The organism is Pseudonocardia sp. N23, assembly GCF_002583555.1.
In the GTDB taxonomy this organism is placed as follows: domain Bacteria; phylum Actinomycetota; class Actinomycetes; order Mycobacteriales; family Pseudonocardiaceae; genus Pseudonocardia.
Window position 1 is genome coordinate 561,806 of sequence record NZ_BEGX01000114.1, and the last position, 13,047, is coordinate 574,852.

Genomic DNA, 13,047 nt, shown 5'->3' on the forward strand with positions numbered 1-13,047 from the left:
CGGGGATCCGGGAAGGTCCGACTCGCTCACACCCGGTGGTACCGGGCGTCGAACGCGCAGAACACCCCGAACGAGGCCAGCCCCAGCGCCGCGACGACGAGCAGCACCGACCCGTACGGCTGGGCGGCCAGCGTCTTCAGCGCGGCGTCGAGACCGTTGGCCTCCTCCGGCTTGAACCGCACCGCCGCGACGACGACCAGCACGCCGACCAGCGCCGTCACCGCCCCCTTCGCGATCGTGCCGATCTGCCCGCTGCGCACCGCGGTCTCCCGCGCCCGCTTGTCCGCGGGCAGCACCATGTCGTCGGTGAACGACTTCTTCCAGCCACGCACTGCGGTCACCACGCCGACCACCACGACGACGAGGCCCGCGATGCCGACGATCCACTGCCCGCCCGGCCAGCCCAGCACACCCGCCGCGGCCTGCTGCCCGCCGCCGCCCGACGACCCGCCCAGCGCCGTCCGCACCGCGAGCACCGTCAACGACGCGAACACGACGGCCTTGGCGCCGCTGCCCACCCGCGACGCGAGCTGCTTCTTCGAGTCCGGCTGGTAGGAGAACCCCGCCACCGCCTCACCGGCCCGCCAGAACACGACCGCCACGAAGCCGACGGCCAGCACCCACAGCAGGATGCGGCCGACAGTGCCCTGCGCGAGCGTCTGGAACGCACCCGCCTGGTCGGTGCTCTGCCCGGACCCGCCGAACGCGAGCTGCAGCGCGAGCCATGCGATCAGCACGTGTGTGACGCCGTAGGCGAGGATGCCGACGCGCACCGCCACCTTCGCCGGTTCGCTCTGCGCGGCGTCGCGCACCGTTCCGGCGGCGTCGGACGCCGCACTCGACACATCGGCCATACCGGGCCTCCAGGGTGGGGAGCCCGCAACCTCGCACGATCCGTCCGGCCGCGCGACCGGGACTGCTCCGTCCGGCTCAGCCCTCGTCCGAAACCGTGACCCGTTCGATGTCGGCGCCGAGCCCCGACAGGTTCTCGACGAACCGCGGGTAACCGCGGTCGATGTGCTCGACGTCCCAGACCACGGTCTCGCCGTCGGCACACAGGCCCGCGAGCACGAGCCCGGCACCCGCCCGGATGTCGCTGGCCCACACCGGCGCGCTGGAGAGCCGCGGCACGCCGCGGACGACGGCGTGGTGGCCGTCGGTGCGGGCGTCGGCACCGAGGCGGACCATCTCCTCCACGAACCGGAAGCGGCCCTCGAAGACGTTCTCCGTGATCATCGACGTGCCGTCGGCGACCGCGGACAGGGCGATCGCCATCGGCTGCAGGTCGGTGGCGAAGCCCGGGTAGGGCAGCGTCACGAAGTCGACGGCACGGGCGCGGCCGTCCATCGTCACCGTGAAGCCGTCGGCGTGCGGCGCGACCTGCGCGCCCGCCGAGCCCAGCTTGTCGAGGACGAGCTCCAGGTGGTGCGGATCGACGCCGCGGACGTCGACGTGCCCACCCGTCATCGCGGCGGCGAACGCCCAGGTGGCGCCCACGATCCGGTCGCCGATGACGCGGTGGTGGGCCGGGGCGAGGCTCGTCACCCCGTGCACCGTCAGCGTCGACGAGCCCGCGCCGTCGATCTTCGCGCCCATCCGCTGCAGCATCGTGCACAGGTCGACGATCTCGGGCTCGCGGGCGGCGTTGTCGATGATCGTGGTGCCCTCGGCGAGCACGGCCGCCATGAGGATGTTCTCGGTGGCGCCGACGCTGGGGAAGTCGAGCCAGATCTGGGCGCCGTGCAGCTCCTCGGCGTGGGCGACGACGCGCCCGTGCTCGATCTCGGTGGTGGCGCCCAGCTTGCGCAGGCCACTCTGGTGCATGTCGAGCGGGCGCGAGCCGATCGCGTCGCCGCCCGGCAGCGGGACGACGGCGCGGCGGCAGCGGGCCACCAGCGGGCCGAGCACGCACACCGAGGCGCGCAGCTTCGACACCGAGCGGTAATCGGCCTGCGCACCCGGGTCGGCGGGCACGTCGATCGTCACCGTCGCGCCGTCGACGACCACGGTGCAGCCCAGGCTGCGCAGCACGTCGGCCATCAGCGGGACGTCGAGGATCTCCGGACAGTTGGTCAGCACCGTGGTGCCCTCGGCGAGCAGCGCCGCCGCCATCAGCTTGAGCACGCTGTTCTTGGCGCCGACGACATCGACGGCGCCGTCGAGACGGGCGCCGCCACGGACCGCGAAATGCTCTGCCACGGCCGAGGACGCTATCTGCTCCCCCGTCCTGCCCCGCCCCCACCCCGTGGGCGTGTCGTCCCCGCCACAGTCCTGCGGCGCCGCGGACGGCTACCGTCGGACCATGGCCGTGCACCTGACCAGGATCTACACCCGCACCGGTGACGACGGGACGACCGCGCTCGGCGACTTCAGCCGCGTGCACAAGACCGATCCGCGGCTCGCGGCCTACGCCGACACCGACGAGGCGAACGCCGCGATCGGCGTCGCCGTCACCGTCGGCGGGCTCGACGAGGCGGTCCTCGCGCCGCTGCGCCAGATCCAGAACGACCTGTTCGACGTCGGCGCCGACCTGTGCTCGCCGATCGTCGAGAACCCCGAGTACCCGCCGCTGCGCATCACCGACGCCTACGTCGACCGCCTCGAGGGCTGGTGCGACGAGTTCAACGAGAGCCTGCCCAAGCTGGCGTCGTTCATCCTGCCCGGTGGCACCCCCGGCGCCGCGTACCTGCACGTCGCGCGGACGGTGACCCGGCGCGCGGAGCGGTCGGTGTGGGCGCTGCTGGAGGTCGACGCGCAGCGGTCGAACCCGCTGACGGCCCGCTACCTCAACCGGCTGTCGGACCTGCTGTTCATCCTCGGGCGCGTCGCCAACCCGGGCGGGGACGTGCTGTGGCAGCCGGGAGGCCCCCAAGCCGCCTCCGACGAGGCCTGAGCCTGCCTCAGGAGGCCTGGCGGTAGCCCGTCGTCCGTCCGGGCGGGGCTGCCTCCAGCCACGCGAGGAAGCCCGTCAGGACGCCGGGGGCCATCGCCAGCTCCAGGTCCTCGCCGTGCGTGCGCAGCCGCAGTACCGACGTCGCGGTCGGGATCGCATAGGTCTCGACGGCCCGCGGCGGCCGCCGGTCGACGATCTGCAGGTCGGCGCGGTCCATCCGCAGCGTCGGGCCGAGCCGGACGCTGGTCAGGCGGTGCCAGGCGAACTCGTCGCCGTGGTAGCGGCCGACCCCGAAGTGCCAGCCCGCGACGTCGTCCCGCCCGTCGAACGCAGCAGGGCGGCGGCGCAGACACAGGTCCACGCCACCGCCCCGCATGAGTCGTACCCGCCGCACGGCGAACCAGCCGAGCAGCAGGCAGGCACACAGCAGAACGATCCCGACGACGATCGCAACCGTTCCCACCGCGTGTGTCCCGCTACCGTGCTACTGCGCGCCGGCCGCCCTGAGCCGTGCCTCGGCTCGGGCCCGGGCCGCGGCGCCGGAGTCCTCCGACGCGTCGGCCCGGTCGAGCGCCGATCGTGCCCGGTCCACGTCGATCTCCTCGGAGAGCTCTGCGAACTCCGCGAGGATCGACACGTGGTCCGGCGTGACCGACAGGAAGCCGCCGTGCACTGCGACCGTGGTCGACGTGCCGTCGGCCGCGTCGATGCGCACGACGCCGGCCTCCTCCAGCTGAGCCAGGGTCGGCTCGTGGCCGGGCAGCACGCCGATCTCGCCGACCGTGGTCCGGGCCAGCACGAACGTCGAGCTGCCCGTCCAGATCTTCCGCTCGACCGATACGAGGTCGACCGTCATCTCCGCCATGATGCCCTTTCCGGCCCCGTCAGCCCTGCAGCCGCTTGCGGTTCTTCTCGAGGTCCTCGAGACCACCGCAGAGGAAGAACGCCTGCTCGGGAACGTCGTCGAACTCGCCCTTGGCGATCTTGTCGAACGACTCGATCGTCTCCTTGAGCGGCACCGTCGAACCCGGCTGGCCGGTGAACTGCTCGGCGACCAGGAGGTTCTGCGACAGGAACCGCTCGATGCGACGGGCCCGGCCGACGAGCTGCTTGTCCTCTTCGGAGAGCTCGTCGATACCGAGGATCGCGATGATGTCCTGCAGGTCCGCGTAGCGCTGCAGGATCCGCTTGACCTCGTTGGCGACGCGGAAGTGCTCGTCGCCGATGTACTGCGGGTCCAGGATCCGCGAGGTCGAGGTCAGCGGGTCGACCGCCGGGTAGATGCCCTTCTGCGAGATGGGGCGGGAGAGCTCCGTCGTCGCGTCCAGGTGGGCGAACGTCGTCGCCGGGGCCGGGTCGGTGTAGTCGTCCGCGGGGACGTAGATCGCCTGCATCGAGGTGATCGACCGGCCACGGGTCGAGGTGATCCGCTCCTGCAGCTCGCCCATCTCGTCGGCCAGGGTCGGCTGGTAGCCGACGGCGCTCGGCATACGGCCGAGCAGCGTGGAGACCTCCGAGCCGGCCTGGGTGAACCGGAAGATGTTGTCGATGAAGAGCAGCACGTCCTGGTTCTGGACGTCGCGGAAGTACTCCGCCATCGTCAGGGCGGACAGCGCGACGCGCATACGCGTGCCGGGCGGCTCGTCCATCTGACCGAAGACGAGCGCGGTGTCGTTGATGACGCCGGACTCGGCCATCTCCGTGATGAGGTCGTTGCCCTCACGGGTGCGCTCACCGACACCGGCGAACACCGAGGTGCCACCGAAGTTCTTGGCGACACGGGTGATCATCTCCTGGATGAGCACCGTCTTGCCGACGCCGGCGCCGCCGAACAGGCCGATCTTGCCGCCCGTGACGTACGGGGTGAGCAGGTCGATGACCTTGATGCCGGTCTCCAGCATCTCGGTGCGACCCTCGAGCTGGTCGAACGCCGGCGCCTTGCGGTGGATGCCCCACAGCTCGCCGGTGATCTCCAGGTCGGGCTTGTCGAGGCACTCGCCGAGCGCATTGAAGACGTGGCCCTTGACCTGGTCGCCCACGGGGACCGAGATCGGGCGGCCGAGGTCGGAGACCTCCTGGCCGCGGACCAGGCCGTCGGTCGGCTGCATCGAGATGGTGCGGACCAGGTTGTCGCCCAGGTGCTGGGCGATCTCCAGGGTCAGCGTCTTCGCGAGGTCACCGAACTCGACCTGGACGGTGAGCGCGTTGTACAGCGGCGGCACCTGGTTGCGCGGGAACTCGACGTCGACGACCGGGCCCGTGACCCGGACGACCCGGCCTGTCCTGACCTGGGTGGGCGTGTCGGCGGTGGCGGTCATCAGCTCTCACTTCCTGCGGTCACGAGAGCGTCGGCGCCACCGACGATCTCACTGATCTCCTGGGTGATCTGTGCCTGACGGGCCTGGTTGGCTTCCAGCGTCAGGGTACGGATGAGTTCGTTCGCGTTGTCGGTCGCGGCCTTCATGGCCCGCTGCCGGTTCGCCGACTCCGATGCCGCCGAGTCGAGCAGCGCGGCGAACAGCCGCGCTCCCACGTACTTCGGGATGAGTGCGTCGAAGAGCGCGTCCGCGTCGGGCTCGAACTCGTAGAGCGCCTTCGGCCCGGACGACTGCTCCCGGACCTCGGCCGCGGTCACGCCGCTCGCCCCGCCGGTCGTGGTCTCCGAGTCCGCGTCGAGCGCCGACTCCGAGCCGACGTACTCGACCTCCATGGGCGCCATCCGCCGCGCCTGCGGCGTCTGGCTGACCATGTTGCGGAACTGCGTGTAGACCAGGTGCAGCTCGTCGACGCCCTGGACGCCGTCCTCACCGTCACCACCGGTCCGCCCGTCGCTGCCGACCATGAAGGCCTCGACGAGCGTGCGGGCGACCTCGGCCGCGTGCACGTACTCCGGCTGCTCCGAGAAGCCGGTCCAGGACTCCTGCACCGCCTGCTTGCGGAAGCGGAAGTAGCTGACGCCCTTGCGGCCGATCACGTAGAGGACCGGCTCCTTGCCCTGCTCGCGCAGGAGCGAGCGCAGCTGCTCCGCCTCCTTGAGGACGTTCGCGTTGTAACCACCGCACTGCCCGCGGTCACTGGTGACCACGAGGATCGCGGCCCGCTTGGCCTCCGGCCGCTCGACCAGCAGCGGGTGGTCCAGCGCCGCGTTCGACGCCAGCTCGCTGAGGACCGAGGTCATCAGCTCGGCGTACGGCCGCGACTGCTGGACCCGCGCACGGGCCTTCGCGATCCGCGACGTCGCGATGAGCTCCATCGCGCGCGTGATCTTCTTGATGGACTGCGTCGACCTGATCCGCCGCCGCAGCACACGGATCTGTGCCGCCATCGGTCCCTACCCGTCAGCTCGAAGCCGGTGCCGGCTTGTTGACCTTCACGGTCTCCTGCTCGACGTCGTCCTCGTCGAGTGCCTTCTCGTCCTTGGGGACGACCGACGAACCGTCGGCGGCCGTGAAGTCCCGCTTGAAGTCGTCGACGATGCCCTGCAGCCGCTCGACGTTGTCGTCGTTGAGCTTGCCGGTCTCGCGGATGTCGTCGAACGCCGCCTCGTGGTTGCGGTGGACGTGGGCGAGGAACTCGCTCTCGAAGCGGCCCACGTCGCGGACCGGGACGGAGTCGAGCTGACCCGAGGTGCCCAGCCAGATCGCGACGACCTCGTCCTCGACCGAGAACGGCGAGTACTGCCCCTGCTTGAGCAGCTCGACCAGCCGCTCGCCACGGCCGAGGGCGCGCGCCGACGCGTCGTCGAGGTCGGAGCCGAACGCTGCGAAGGCCTCCAGCTCGCGGTACTGCGACAGGTCCAGCCGCAGTGAGCCCGAGACCGTGCGCATCGCGCGGACCTGCGCCGAGCCACCGACCCGGGAGACCGAGATACCGACGTTGATCGCCGGCCGGACGCCCTGGTTGAACAGGTCGGACTCCAGGAAGACCTGGCCGTCGGTGATCGAGATGACGTTCGTCGGGATGTAGGCCGACACGTCGTTGGCCTTGGTCTCGATGATCGGCAGACCGGTCATCGAGCCGGCGCCCAGCTCGTCGGAGAGCTTCGCACAACGCTCGAGGAGACGCGAGTGCAAGTAGAAGACGTCGCCCGGGTAGGCCTCACGGCCCGGCGGGCGGCGCAGCAGCAGCGAGATCGCGCGGTAGGCCTCGGCCTGCTTGGACAGGTCGTCGAACACGATCAGGACGTGCTTGCCCTGGTACATCCAGTGCTGGCCGAGCGCCGAGCCGGTGTAGGGCGCGAGCCACTTGAAGCCGGCCGGGTCCGACGCGGGGGCGGCGACGATCGTCGTGTACTCCAGGGCGCCAGAGTCCTCCAGCGCCTGGCGGACACCGGCGATCGTGGAGCCCTTCTGGCCGATCGCGACATAGATGCAGCGGACCTGCTTGCTCGGGTCGCCGCTCGCCCAGTTGTTCTTCTGGTTGATGATCGTGTCGACGCAGACCGCGGTCTTGCCGGTCTTGCGGTCGCCGATGATCAGCTGGCGCTGACCCCGGCCGATCGGCGTCATGGCGTCGATCGCCTTGATGCCGGTCTGCAGCGGCTCCTTGACGGACTGCCGCTCGACCACCGTGGCGGCCTGCAGCTCGAGGACACGCTCCGTCTCGGCCTCGATGTCGCCGAGACCGTCGATCGGGGCGCCCAGGGGGTCGATGACCCGGCCCAGGAACGCGTCACCGACCGGCACCGAGAGGATGCTGTTGGTACGGCGGACCGGCTGGCCCTCCTCGATCCCGGCGTAGTCGCCCAGGATGACCGCACCGATCTCGCGCTGGTCCAGGTTGAGCGCAACCCCACGGACGCCGCCCTCGAACTCGAGCAGCTCGTTGGTCATCGCCGAGGGCAGGCCCTCGACGTGGGCGATGCCGTCACCGGTGTCGGTGACGGTGCCCACCTCCTCGCGGGAGGTCTGGCTCTCCAGCGACGAGACGTAGCTGGAGATCGCACTCCGGATCTCCTCCGGGGAGATCGTCAGCTCTGCCATGGCTCTCGTCTTTCCTTCTGTCGGTCGCGCAGTGCGCGTCGCGTGGGGGTGTGTCGGCCGTTGCTCAGGTCGGCAGTCCGCGGCGTGCGGCGGCCAGCCGGCCGGCCACACTGCCGTCGATCAGCTCGCCGCCGACCTGGACGACGAGTCCGCCGAGGACGTCGGGATCGTGCTCGACCTGCAGCGAGATCGGGCGGCCGTACAGCCGGCCCAGCGACTCGGTCAGGCGCTGCTCCTGCTGCTCGCTCAGGGCGACCGCCGACCGCACGTGCGCGACGTAGCGGTCGCGACGGGCCGCGGCCAGCTCGGCGAGCTGACCGGCGACCAGGTCCAGCGCGAGCACCCGCGGCGACCGCACTGCCTGCTCCAGCAGCGTGGTGGTGACCGCGGAGGCCTTGCCGCGCAGCAGCTCCGCGAGCAGAGCGGCCCGCTTGTCGGCGGGCGTGGTGCGATCGACGAGGAGCGCCGACAGCCGGGGCTCACGGTCCAGGACGCGGCCGAAGCGGAACAGCTGGTCCTCGACCTCGTCGAGGGTGCCGTCCTTCTCCGCCACACCGAGCACCGCGCGGCGGGCCAGCGCCTCGAGCGCCTCGACGAGGTCGATCGAGCGCGACCAGCGCGACGCCACCAGGTTGCTGACGAGGTCGAGCGCCGTGGCGCCGACCTTGCCGTCGAACAGCCGGCGGGCCAGCTCGGTCCGGGACTCGGCCGGGACCGACGGGTCCGCCAGGTGGCGGCGCAGCGTCGTCTCGGACTGCAGCAGCCGCTGGACGCTGAACAGGTCGTCGCCCAGCACCGCGAGGTCGGGACCCGCCGACGCGTCGACGTGGGTGTCGAGCCTGCGGACCGCGTCGGCCAGCGCCTCACGGCTGGCCGACTGCAGCGTCGACTCGAGCGTCGACTCGGCCATCAGGCTCCTCCCCCTGCGCCCGCGTGCTCGCCGGCCGGTTGCCCGGCACGGTCGGCCACCAGGCGGTCGATGTCGTCGAGGAAGTCGTCGATCGACGCGCGGCGCGCGCCCTCGTCGGACAGCGACTCGACGACCAGCTTCTCGGCCAGGCCGAACGACTGCGAGCCCAGCTCGGCACGCATCTGCCGGACCACCTGGTCGCGCTGCGCCGCGAGCTGCTCCACGCCGCGGACCTTGGTCCGCTCGACCTCCTGCTCGGCCTGCGCCACCAGCTCCTCGTGGATGCGGGTGGCGTCGGCACGGGCGTCGTCGCGGATGCGGGCCGCCTCCTGGCGGGCCTCCTCGACGGCCGAGTCGAGCTTGGCCTGGGCCTCGTTCAGCTTCTGCGTCGCCTCTTCGGCGTCGTCCACCTGCTGCTGGATCGTGTTCTGGCGGTCCGCGACCATCTTCTTGATCAGCGGGAGCACGAAGCGCCACAACACGAACAGGACGAGGGCGAAGGCGACGAGCTGAGCGATGATCACCATCAGCGGACTCCCTCGGCGTCCTTGGCCTGCCCCTGTTCGAGCTCGGCCAGGAAGCTGTCGACGGTCGCGCGGTGGCGCCCGTCGTCGATCGGACGGCCCAGCACACGCGACGCCAGACCGGTGGACAGGCCGCCGATCTCGGTGCGCAGGGAACGAGCGGTCTCCGCGCGCTGGGCGGCCAGCTCGGCCTCACCCTGCTCACGCAGCCGCGCGACCTCGCGGTCGGTCTCGGCACGCATGCCGTCGCGGATCTTCTGGGCGTCGGCCCGGGCCTCGTCGCGGATCGTCGTCGCCTCGGCGCGCGCCTCGGCGAGCGACGTCGAGTACCGCTCCTCGGCCTCGTGCAGCGTGCGCACGGCCTTGTCGCGCTCCTCGACCTGCTTGCGCACCATCTCGTCGCGCTCCCGCATCGCCGTGGTCAGCGGCGGGACGACGAACCGGTAGAAGAAGAACAGGACGAGGAGGAAGATCACGATCTCGACGACGATCGTGAAGTTGGGCAGCAGGAAGTTGGTGGTCTCGCCACCTGCCTGCGCCAGCACCTCGGTCGTCATGGCGTGATCACGCCAGGACGAAGACGAACAGCGCCATGAACGCCAGGTTGATGAAGTACATGCCCTCGACCAGACCGATGATCAGGAACATGGTCGTGTTCAGGCGGCCGGCGGCCTCGGGCTGGCGGGCGACACCCTGGATGACCGAGGCGCCGGCGAGACCGTCGCCGATCGCCGCGCCGATGGCGCCACCGGCGAGGGCGATGCCACCACCGATCATCGCGAGGCCGAGCGTGCTCGACCCGCCGGCGGCGGCTTCCTGGGCCAGGTAGGAAATGCTCATGACTGACTCTCCTCGTGCTCTCTCGTACCGCGCCGTCACGCGGCGCGAGTCGTGCGTCGGGGCAGGTTGTGGGTTGTGCTCGGTACGGGACGAAGCGCGCTAGTGCGCGTGCTCGTCGGCCTCGCTGCCGACGGCCTCCGTGAAGTAGATGAGGGTCAGCAGGGTGAAGATCAGCGCCTGGATGGCGCCGATGAACATGTCGAACAGCTTCCAAGCGGCCTCGGGGGCCCACAGCACGTAGGCCGGCATGAGACCGATGACCGCGACCATGATCCCGCCGGCGAAGATGTTGCCGAAGAGCCGCAGCGCGAGCGACAGCGGACGCGAGAAGTACTGGGTGATGAACTCGATCGGCGCCAGGAACGCGTAGGGCTTGGTGAAGTGGCCGAAGTAGTTGCCCGCACCCTTGGCCCGGATGCCCGCCACGTTGACCCAGATGATGACCAGCAGCGCCATCGGGTAGACGAGGTTGACGTCGGAGGTGGGCGGCGGGATCCAGTGCTCGGACGGCAGCGCTGCGAGCCAGTTGCAGATGAGGATGAAGGCGAACAGCGTCACGCACAGGCCGACGACGCCGCGCGGCGCCCGCAGGCCCATGCCGTCGCGGATCTGGCCCTGCACCCACCCCGTGAGCGCCTCGAAGGCGATCTGCAGCCCCGACGGCCGGCCCTTCGTCGCGCGCCGGGCCATGTAGTAGCCCGCTCCACACACGATGATCGCGGCGATGAGCGTGCCGACGATCGTGTCGAGGTTCACGGTCAGGCCGAAAAGCGACCCCGTCCAGTGCTCACCGGGCTTGATCTCGCCCTCGGCCGCGAGGACCTCAACGTTCATTTCTGTCGGATCTCCTTGATCAACGGCAGGATCGAGCTCACCGTCGCCAGCAGCTGGAAGACCGCGAGCCCCCCGAACACGGCGATCCCGTAGGGACGCACCAGGAGCGCGCAGCCGAAGGCGACGACGGTGATGACGGCGAGGCGAAGGAGCACGCCGCCGGAGAACTTGGCCCGCGACGGCGCCGAGCTGCCGTGCGAGAACCGCACGACCGACCCCACCGCGAAGGCGGAGTTGATGATCCCGAGTGCGATACCCACGCACCCGAAGAGTGCGAACAGCCCGTACCCCAGGGGTACGCAGACCGCGACGACGACGATCGCCAGTGCGACACCCGCGATGGCGGTGCGCCTGAACGTGGCCCGGCTGACAGGGGGCACATAGCCCGGGACTGCAGTCATCATGGGTGTCTCACCCCGTCTCGCTCGGTCACCGGTTGCCTCGTTTCGTCACTGAAACCTCTTGAACTGTCGATAGACGAGCCCTGCTGCCGTGGCCACTCCGAGGAACAGGCCAACGAACGCGAACACCGGGAACGTCCCGAAGGGTCGGTCGACCAGCCAACCCAGTCCGAAACCGGCCATCACGCAGAGCGCGATGGTCAGGCCCATCGACAGGAGATCGCCCAGCTCGGGGCCGCTCGGGCCCTGCGGACTGTTGCGCTCCACCTGTGTCCTCGCCTACGTCGCCGGGTCCTTCAGGAGCTTGTGGATACTTTCACAAGCTCCGGCAGACCCGACCGACGACCGGTCTCGAAAACGGACGCTATCACAGGAAATTTCACCCGCCGCACCCCCCTGACCTGTGAGGACGACAACGTCCCCCGGCGAGTATGTCCGACTCGCCGTGCAGGTCAGGGCCGCGTCGGTGAGTCGCGTCGCATCACGGCGAGCGCGCGGTCACGTGGGACGAACGTCGCGACCAGTGCGACGACGATCCCGGCGCCCACCGCCCACAGCACGACCGTCGGATCGTCGACGAGCGCCAGCGCCACGGCGCCGAACGCCACGATCGCCGCCCACAGGTAGATCAGCAGCACCGCGCGCCGATGGCTGTGCCCGATCTCGAGCAGCCGGTGGTGCAGGTGCATCTTGTCGGGCGAGAACGGGCTCAGCCCCGCCCGCGTCCGCCGGATCACCGCCATGAGCAGGTCCAACAGCGGGACGAACATCACGGCGGCGACGACGATCACGGGCGCGAACAGCGCGAGGATGTCGGTGCCGTCGGTGGTGGCGGCGATCGGGAGCTTCCCCGAGGCACCCGTCGTGGCCGCGGCCAGCAGCAGCCCGATCAGCATCGAGCCCGAGTCCCCCATGAAGATCCGGGCCGGGTTGAAGTTGTGCGGCAGGAACCCCAGGCACGCACCCGCCAGCACGGCGGCCAGCAACGCGGGCGAGTACGCCGACGGATCGTTGCCGTTCTGATGCACGAGCCCGATCGCGAACACACCGGTCGCGGCCGCCGCGATCATCCCGACGCCCGCCGCCAGCCCGTCGAGCCCGTCGACGAAGTTCATCGCGTTGACCAGCGCGACCGTCAGCAGCACCGTGAGCAGGACGCCCTGGCCCTGTCCCAGGATCAGCAACGAGCCCGAGCTCTGCCCGCCGCCGCCCCACGGCACCCAGAACACCGCCCACTGGATGCCGAACAGCACCAGCACGCCCGCCGCCGTGATCTGGCCTGCCAACTTGGTCAGGGCGTCGAGCTCCCACCGGTCGTCCAGCACCCCGACGCCACACAGCAGCGCCGCCGCGATGACCACGCCGAGGACGTCGTCGGAGTAGTCGAACGCCAGCCGCAGCGCCGGCAGCTGCAACGCGAGCCCGATGCCCGCGAACACCCCGCCGAGCATCGCGAGCCCGCCCCAGCGCGGAGTCGGCGTGGTGTGGACGTCACGGTTGCGCGGCCACGCCACCGCACCGGCCTTGAGCGCGAGGACACGCACCAGGCCGGTGAGCAGGAACGTGACGACGGCGGCCGTCAGCCCCGCGAGCAGGTACTCACGGATGGGCAGCCCGAGACCGACGGGTGCCAGGGCGGGGACGACCGCGAGCGGCACCGACC

The 13,047-nt window shown here is 70.6% G+C and carries 16 protein-coding genes; 1 reads left to right on the top strand and 15 read right to left on the bottom strand.

Annotated features, from left to right (window positions below):
* Positions 1–26: 26 nt before the first annotated feature.
* Together TOK_RS26985 and murA are read right to left on the bottom strand one after the other, a co-directional pair.
* Positions 27–854, bottom strand: coding sequence for a DUF1206 domain-containing protein (locus tag TOK_RS26985; RefSeq protein WP_098960753.1), 828 nt, complete (start codon positions 852–854; stop codon positions 27–29).
* A 76-nt stretch (positions 855–930) separates the two neighbouring features.
* Positions 931–2,199 carry a UDP-N-acetylglucosamine 1-carboxyvinyltransferase gene (gene murA / locus TOK_RS26990; protein ID WP_098960754.1) on the bottom strand — a complete coding sequence of 423 codons (1,269 nt, stop codon included), beginning with the start codon at positions 2,197–2,199 and terminating at the stop codon, positions 931–933.
* A gap of 103 nt (positions 2,200–2,302) precedes the next feature.
* Between murA and TOK_RS26995 the strand changes: the two genes are divergently transcribed.
* Positions 2,303–2,893 (top strand): cob(I)yrinic acid a,c-diamide adenosyltransferase, encoded by a 591-nt coding sequence (locus TOK_RS26995; RefSeq protein WP_098960755.1) that lies wholly within the window; start codon positions 2,303–2,305, stop codon positions 2,891–2,893.
* 7 nt (positions 2,894–2,900) lie between these two features.
* On the opposite strand, the gene TOK_RS27000 is transcribed toward TOK_RS26995, so the two are convergent.
* From TOK_RS27000 to TOK_RS27060, 13 genes are all read right to left on the bottom strand, one after another.
* The gene (locus tag TOK_RS27000) at positions 2,901–3,356 is read right to left on the bottom strand and encodes a DUF2550 domain-containing protein (protein WP_098960756.1); all 456 of its coding nucleotides are present in this window, start codon (positions 3,354–3,356) and stop codon (positions 2,901–2,903) included.
* Positions 3,357–3,377: 21 nt separating this feature from the next.
* Complete coding sequence (locus TOK_RS27005) at positions 3,378–3,758, bottom strand: F0F1 ATP synthase subunit epsilon (protein WP_098960757.1); 381 nt, start codon at positions 3,756–3,758, stop codon at positions 3,378–3,380.
* Between the two features lie 19 nt (positions 3,759–3,777).
* A complete protein-coding gene (gene atpD / locus TOK_RS27010) occupies positions 3,778–5,211 on the bottom strand; it encodes a F0F1 ATP synthase subunit beta (RefSeq protein ID WP_098960758.1) in 1,434 nt (477 codons plus the stop codon).
* Positions 5,211–6,218 (bottom strand): F0F1 ATP synthase subunit gamma, encoded by a 1,008-nt coding sequence (locus tag TOK_RS27015; RefSeq protein WP_098960759.1) that lies wholly within the window; start codon positions 6,216–6,218, stop codon positions 5,211–5,213. Before TOK_RS27015 ends, atpD begins: the two co-directional genes overlap by 1 nt.
* 13 nt (positions 6,219–6,231) lie before the next feature.
* The gene (gene atpA / locus TOK_RS27020) at positions 6,232–7,875 is read right to left on the bottom strand and encodes a F0F1 ATP synthase subunit alpha (protein ID WP_098960760.1); all 1,644 of its coding nucleotides are present in this window, start codon (positions 7,873–7,875) and stop codon (positions 6,232–6,234) included.
* Between the two features lie 64 nt (positions 7,876–7,939).
* Positions 7,940–8,785, bottom strand: coding sequence for a F0F1 ATP synthase subunit delta (locus tag TOK_RS27025; RefSeq protein ID WP_172457804.1), 846 nt, complete (start codon positions 8,783–8,785; stop codon positions 7,940–7,942).
* Complete coding sequence (gene atpF, locus TOK_RS27030; RefSeq protein WP_098960761.1) at positions 8,785–9,312, bottom strand: F0F1 ATP synthase subunit B; 528 nt, start codon at positions 9,310–9,312, stop codon at positions 8,785–8,787. Before atpF ends, TOK_RS27025 begins: the two co-directional genes overlap by 1 nt.
* Positions 9,312–9,866 carry a F0F1 ATP synthase subunit B gene (locus tag TOK_RS27035; RefSeq protein ID WP_098960762.1) on the bottom strand — a complete coding sequence of 185 codons (555 nt, stop codon included), beginning with the start codon at positions 9,864–9,866 and terminating at the stop codon, positions 9,312–9,314. Before TOK_RS27035 ends, atpF begins: the two co-directional genes overlap by 1 nt.
* 7 nt (positions 9,867–9,873) lie before the next feature.
* Positions 9,874–10,149 (bottom strand): ATP synthase F0 subunit C, encoded by a 276-nt coding sequence (gene atpE / locus TOK_RS27040; RefSeq protein ID WP_098960763.1) that lies wholly within the window; start codon positions 10,147–10,149, stop codon positions 9,874–9,876.
* Positions 10,150–10,248: 99 nt separating this feature from the next.
* Positions 10,249–10,983 carry a F0F1 ATP synthase subunit A gene (atpB, locus tag TOK_RS27045; RefSeq protein ID WP_098960764.1) on the bottom strand — a complete coding sequence of 245 codons (735 nt, stop codon included), beginning with the start codon at positions 10,981–10,983 and terminating at the stop codon, positions 10,249–10,251.
* Complete coding sequence (locus TOK_RS27050) at positions 10,980–11,387, bottom strand: ATP synthase subunit I (protein WP_141566568.1); 408 nt, start codon at positions 11,385–11,387, stop codon at positions 10,980–10,982. The genes atpB and TOK_RS27050 overlap by 4 nt, the downstream gene beginning before the upstream one ends.
* A gap of 45 nt (positions 11,388–11,432) precedes the next feature.
* The gene (locus TOK_RS27055; RefSeq protein WP_098960766.1) at positions 11,433–11,651 is read right to left on the bottom strand and encodes an AtpZ/AtpI family protein; all 219 of its coding nucleotides are present in this window, start codon (positions 11,649–11,651) and stop codon (positions 11,433–11,435) included.
* A 185-nt stretch (positions 11,652–11,836) separates the two neighbouring features.
* A complete protein-coding gene (locus tag TOK_RS27060) occupies positions 11,837–13,018 on the bottom strand; it encodes a glycosyltransferase family 4 protein (RefSeq protein WP_374754933.1) in 1,182 nt (393 codons plus the stop codon).
* Positions 13,019–13,047 lie beyond the last annotated feature (29 nt).

Bases quoted from the DNA above. Each gene is read 5' to 3' on its own strand.
- TOK_RS26985 (WP_098960753.1), bottom strand. From the start codon at position 854: ATGGCCGATGTGTCGAGTGCGGCGTCCGACGCCGCCGGAACGGTGCGC.
- TOK_RS26995 (WP_098960755.1), top strand. From the start codon at position 2,303: ATGGCCGTGCACCTGACCAGGATCTACACCCGCACCGGTGACGACGGG.
- TOK_RS27005 (WP_098960757.1), bottom strand. From the start codon at position 3,758: ATGGCGGAGATGACGGTCGACCTCGTATCGGTCGAGCGGAAGATCTGG.
- atpD (WP_098960758.1), bottom strand. From the start codon at position 5,211: ATGACCGCCACCGCCGACACGCCCACCCAGGTCAGGACAGGCCGGGTC.
- TOK_RS27015 (WP_098960759.1), bottom strand. From the start codon at position 6,218: ATGGCGGCACAGATCCGTGTGCTGCGGCGGCGGATCAGGTCGACGCAG.
- atpA (WP_098960760.1), bottom strand. From the start codon at position 7,875: ATGGCAGAGCTGACGATCTCCCCGGAGGAGATCCGGAGTGCGATCTCC.
- TOK_RS27025 (WP_172457804.1), bottom strand. From the start codon at position 8,785: ATGGCCGAGTCGACGCTCGAGTCGACGCTGCAGTCGGCCAGCCGTGAG.
- atpF (WP_098960761.1), bottom strand. From the start codon at position 9,312: ATGGTGATCATCGCTCAGCTCGTCGCCTTCGCCCTCGTCCTGTTCGTG.
- TOK_RS27035 (WP_098960762.1), bottom strand. From the start codon at position 9,866: ATGACGACCGAGGTGCTGGCGCAGGCAGGTGGCGAGACCACCAACTTC.
- atpE (WP_098960763.1), bottom strand. From the start codon at position 10,149: ATGAGCATTTCCTACCTGGCCCAGGAAGCCGCCGCCGGCGGGTCGAGC.
- atpB (WP_098960764.1), bottom strand. From the start codon at position 10,983: ATGAACGTTGAGGTCCTCGCGGCCGAGGGCGAGATCAAGCCCGGTGAG.
- TOK_RS27050 (WP_141566568.1), bottom strand. From the start codon at position 11,387: ATGATGACTGCAGTCCCGGGCTATGTGCCCCCTGTCAGCCGGGCCACG.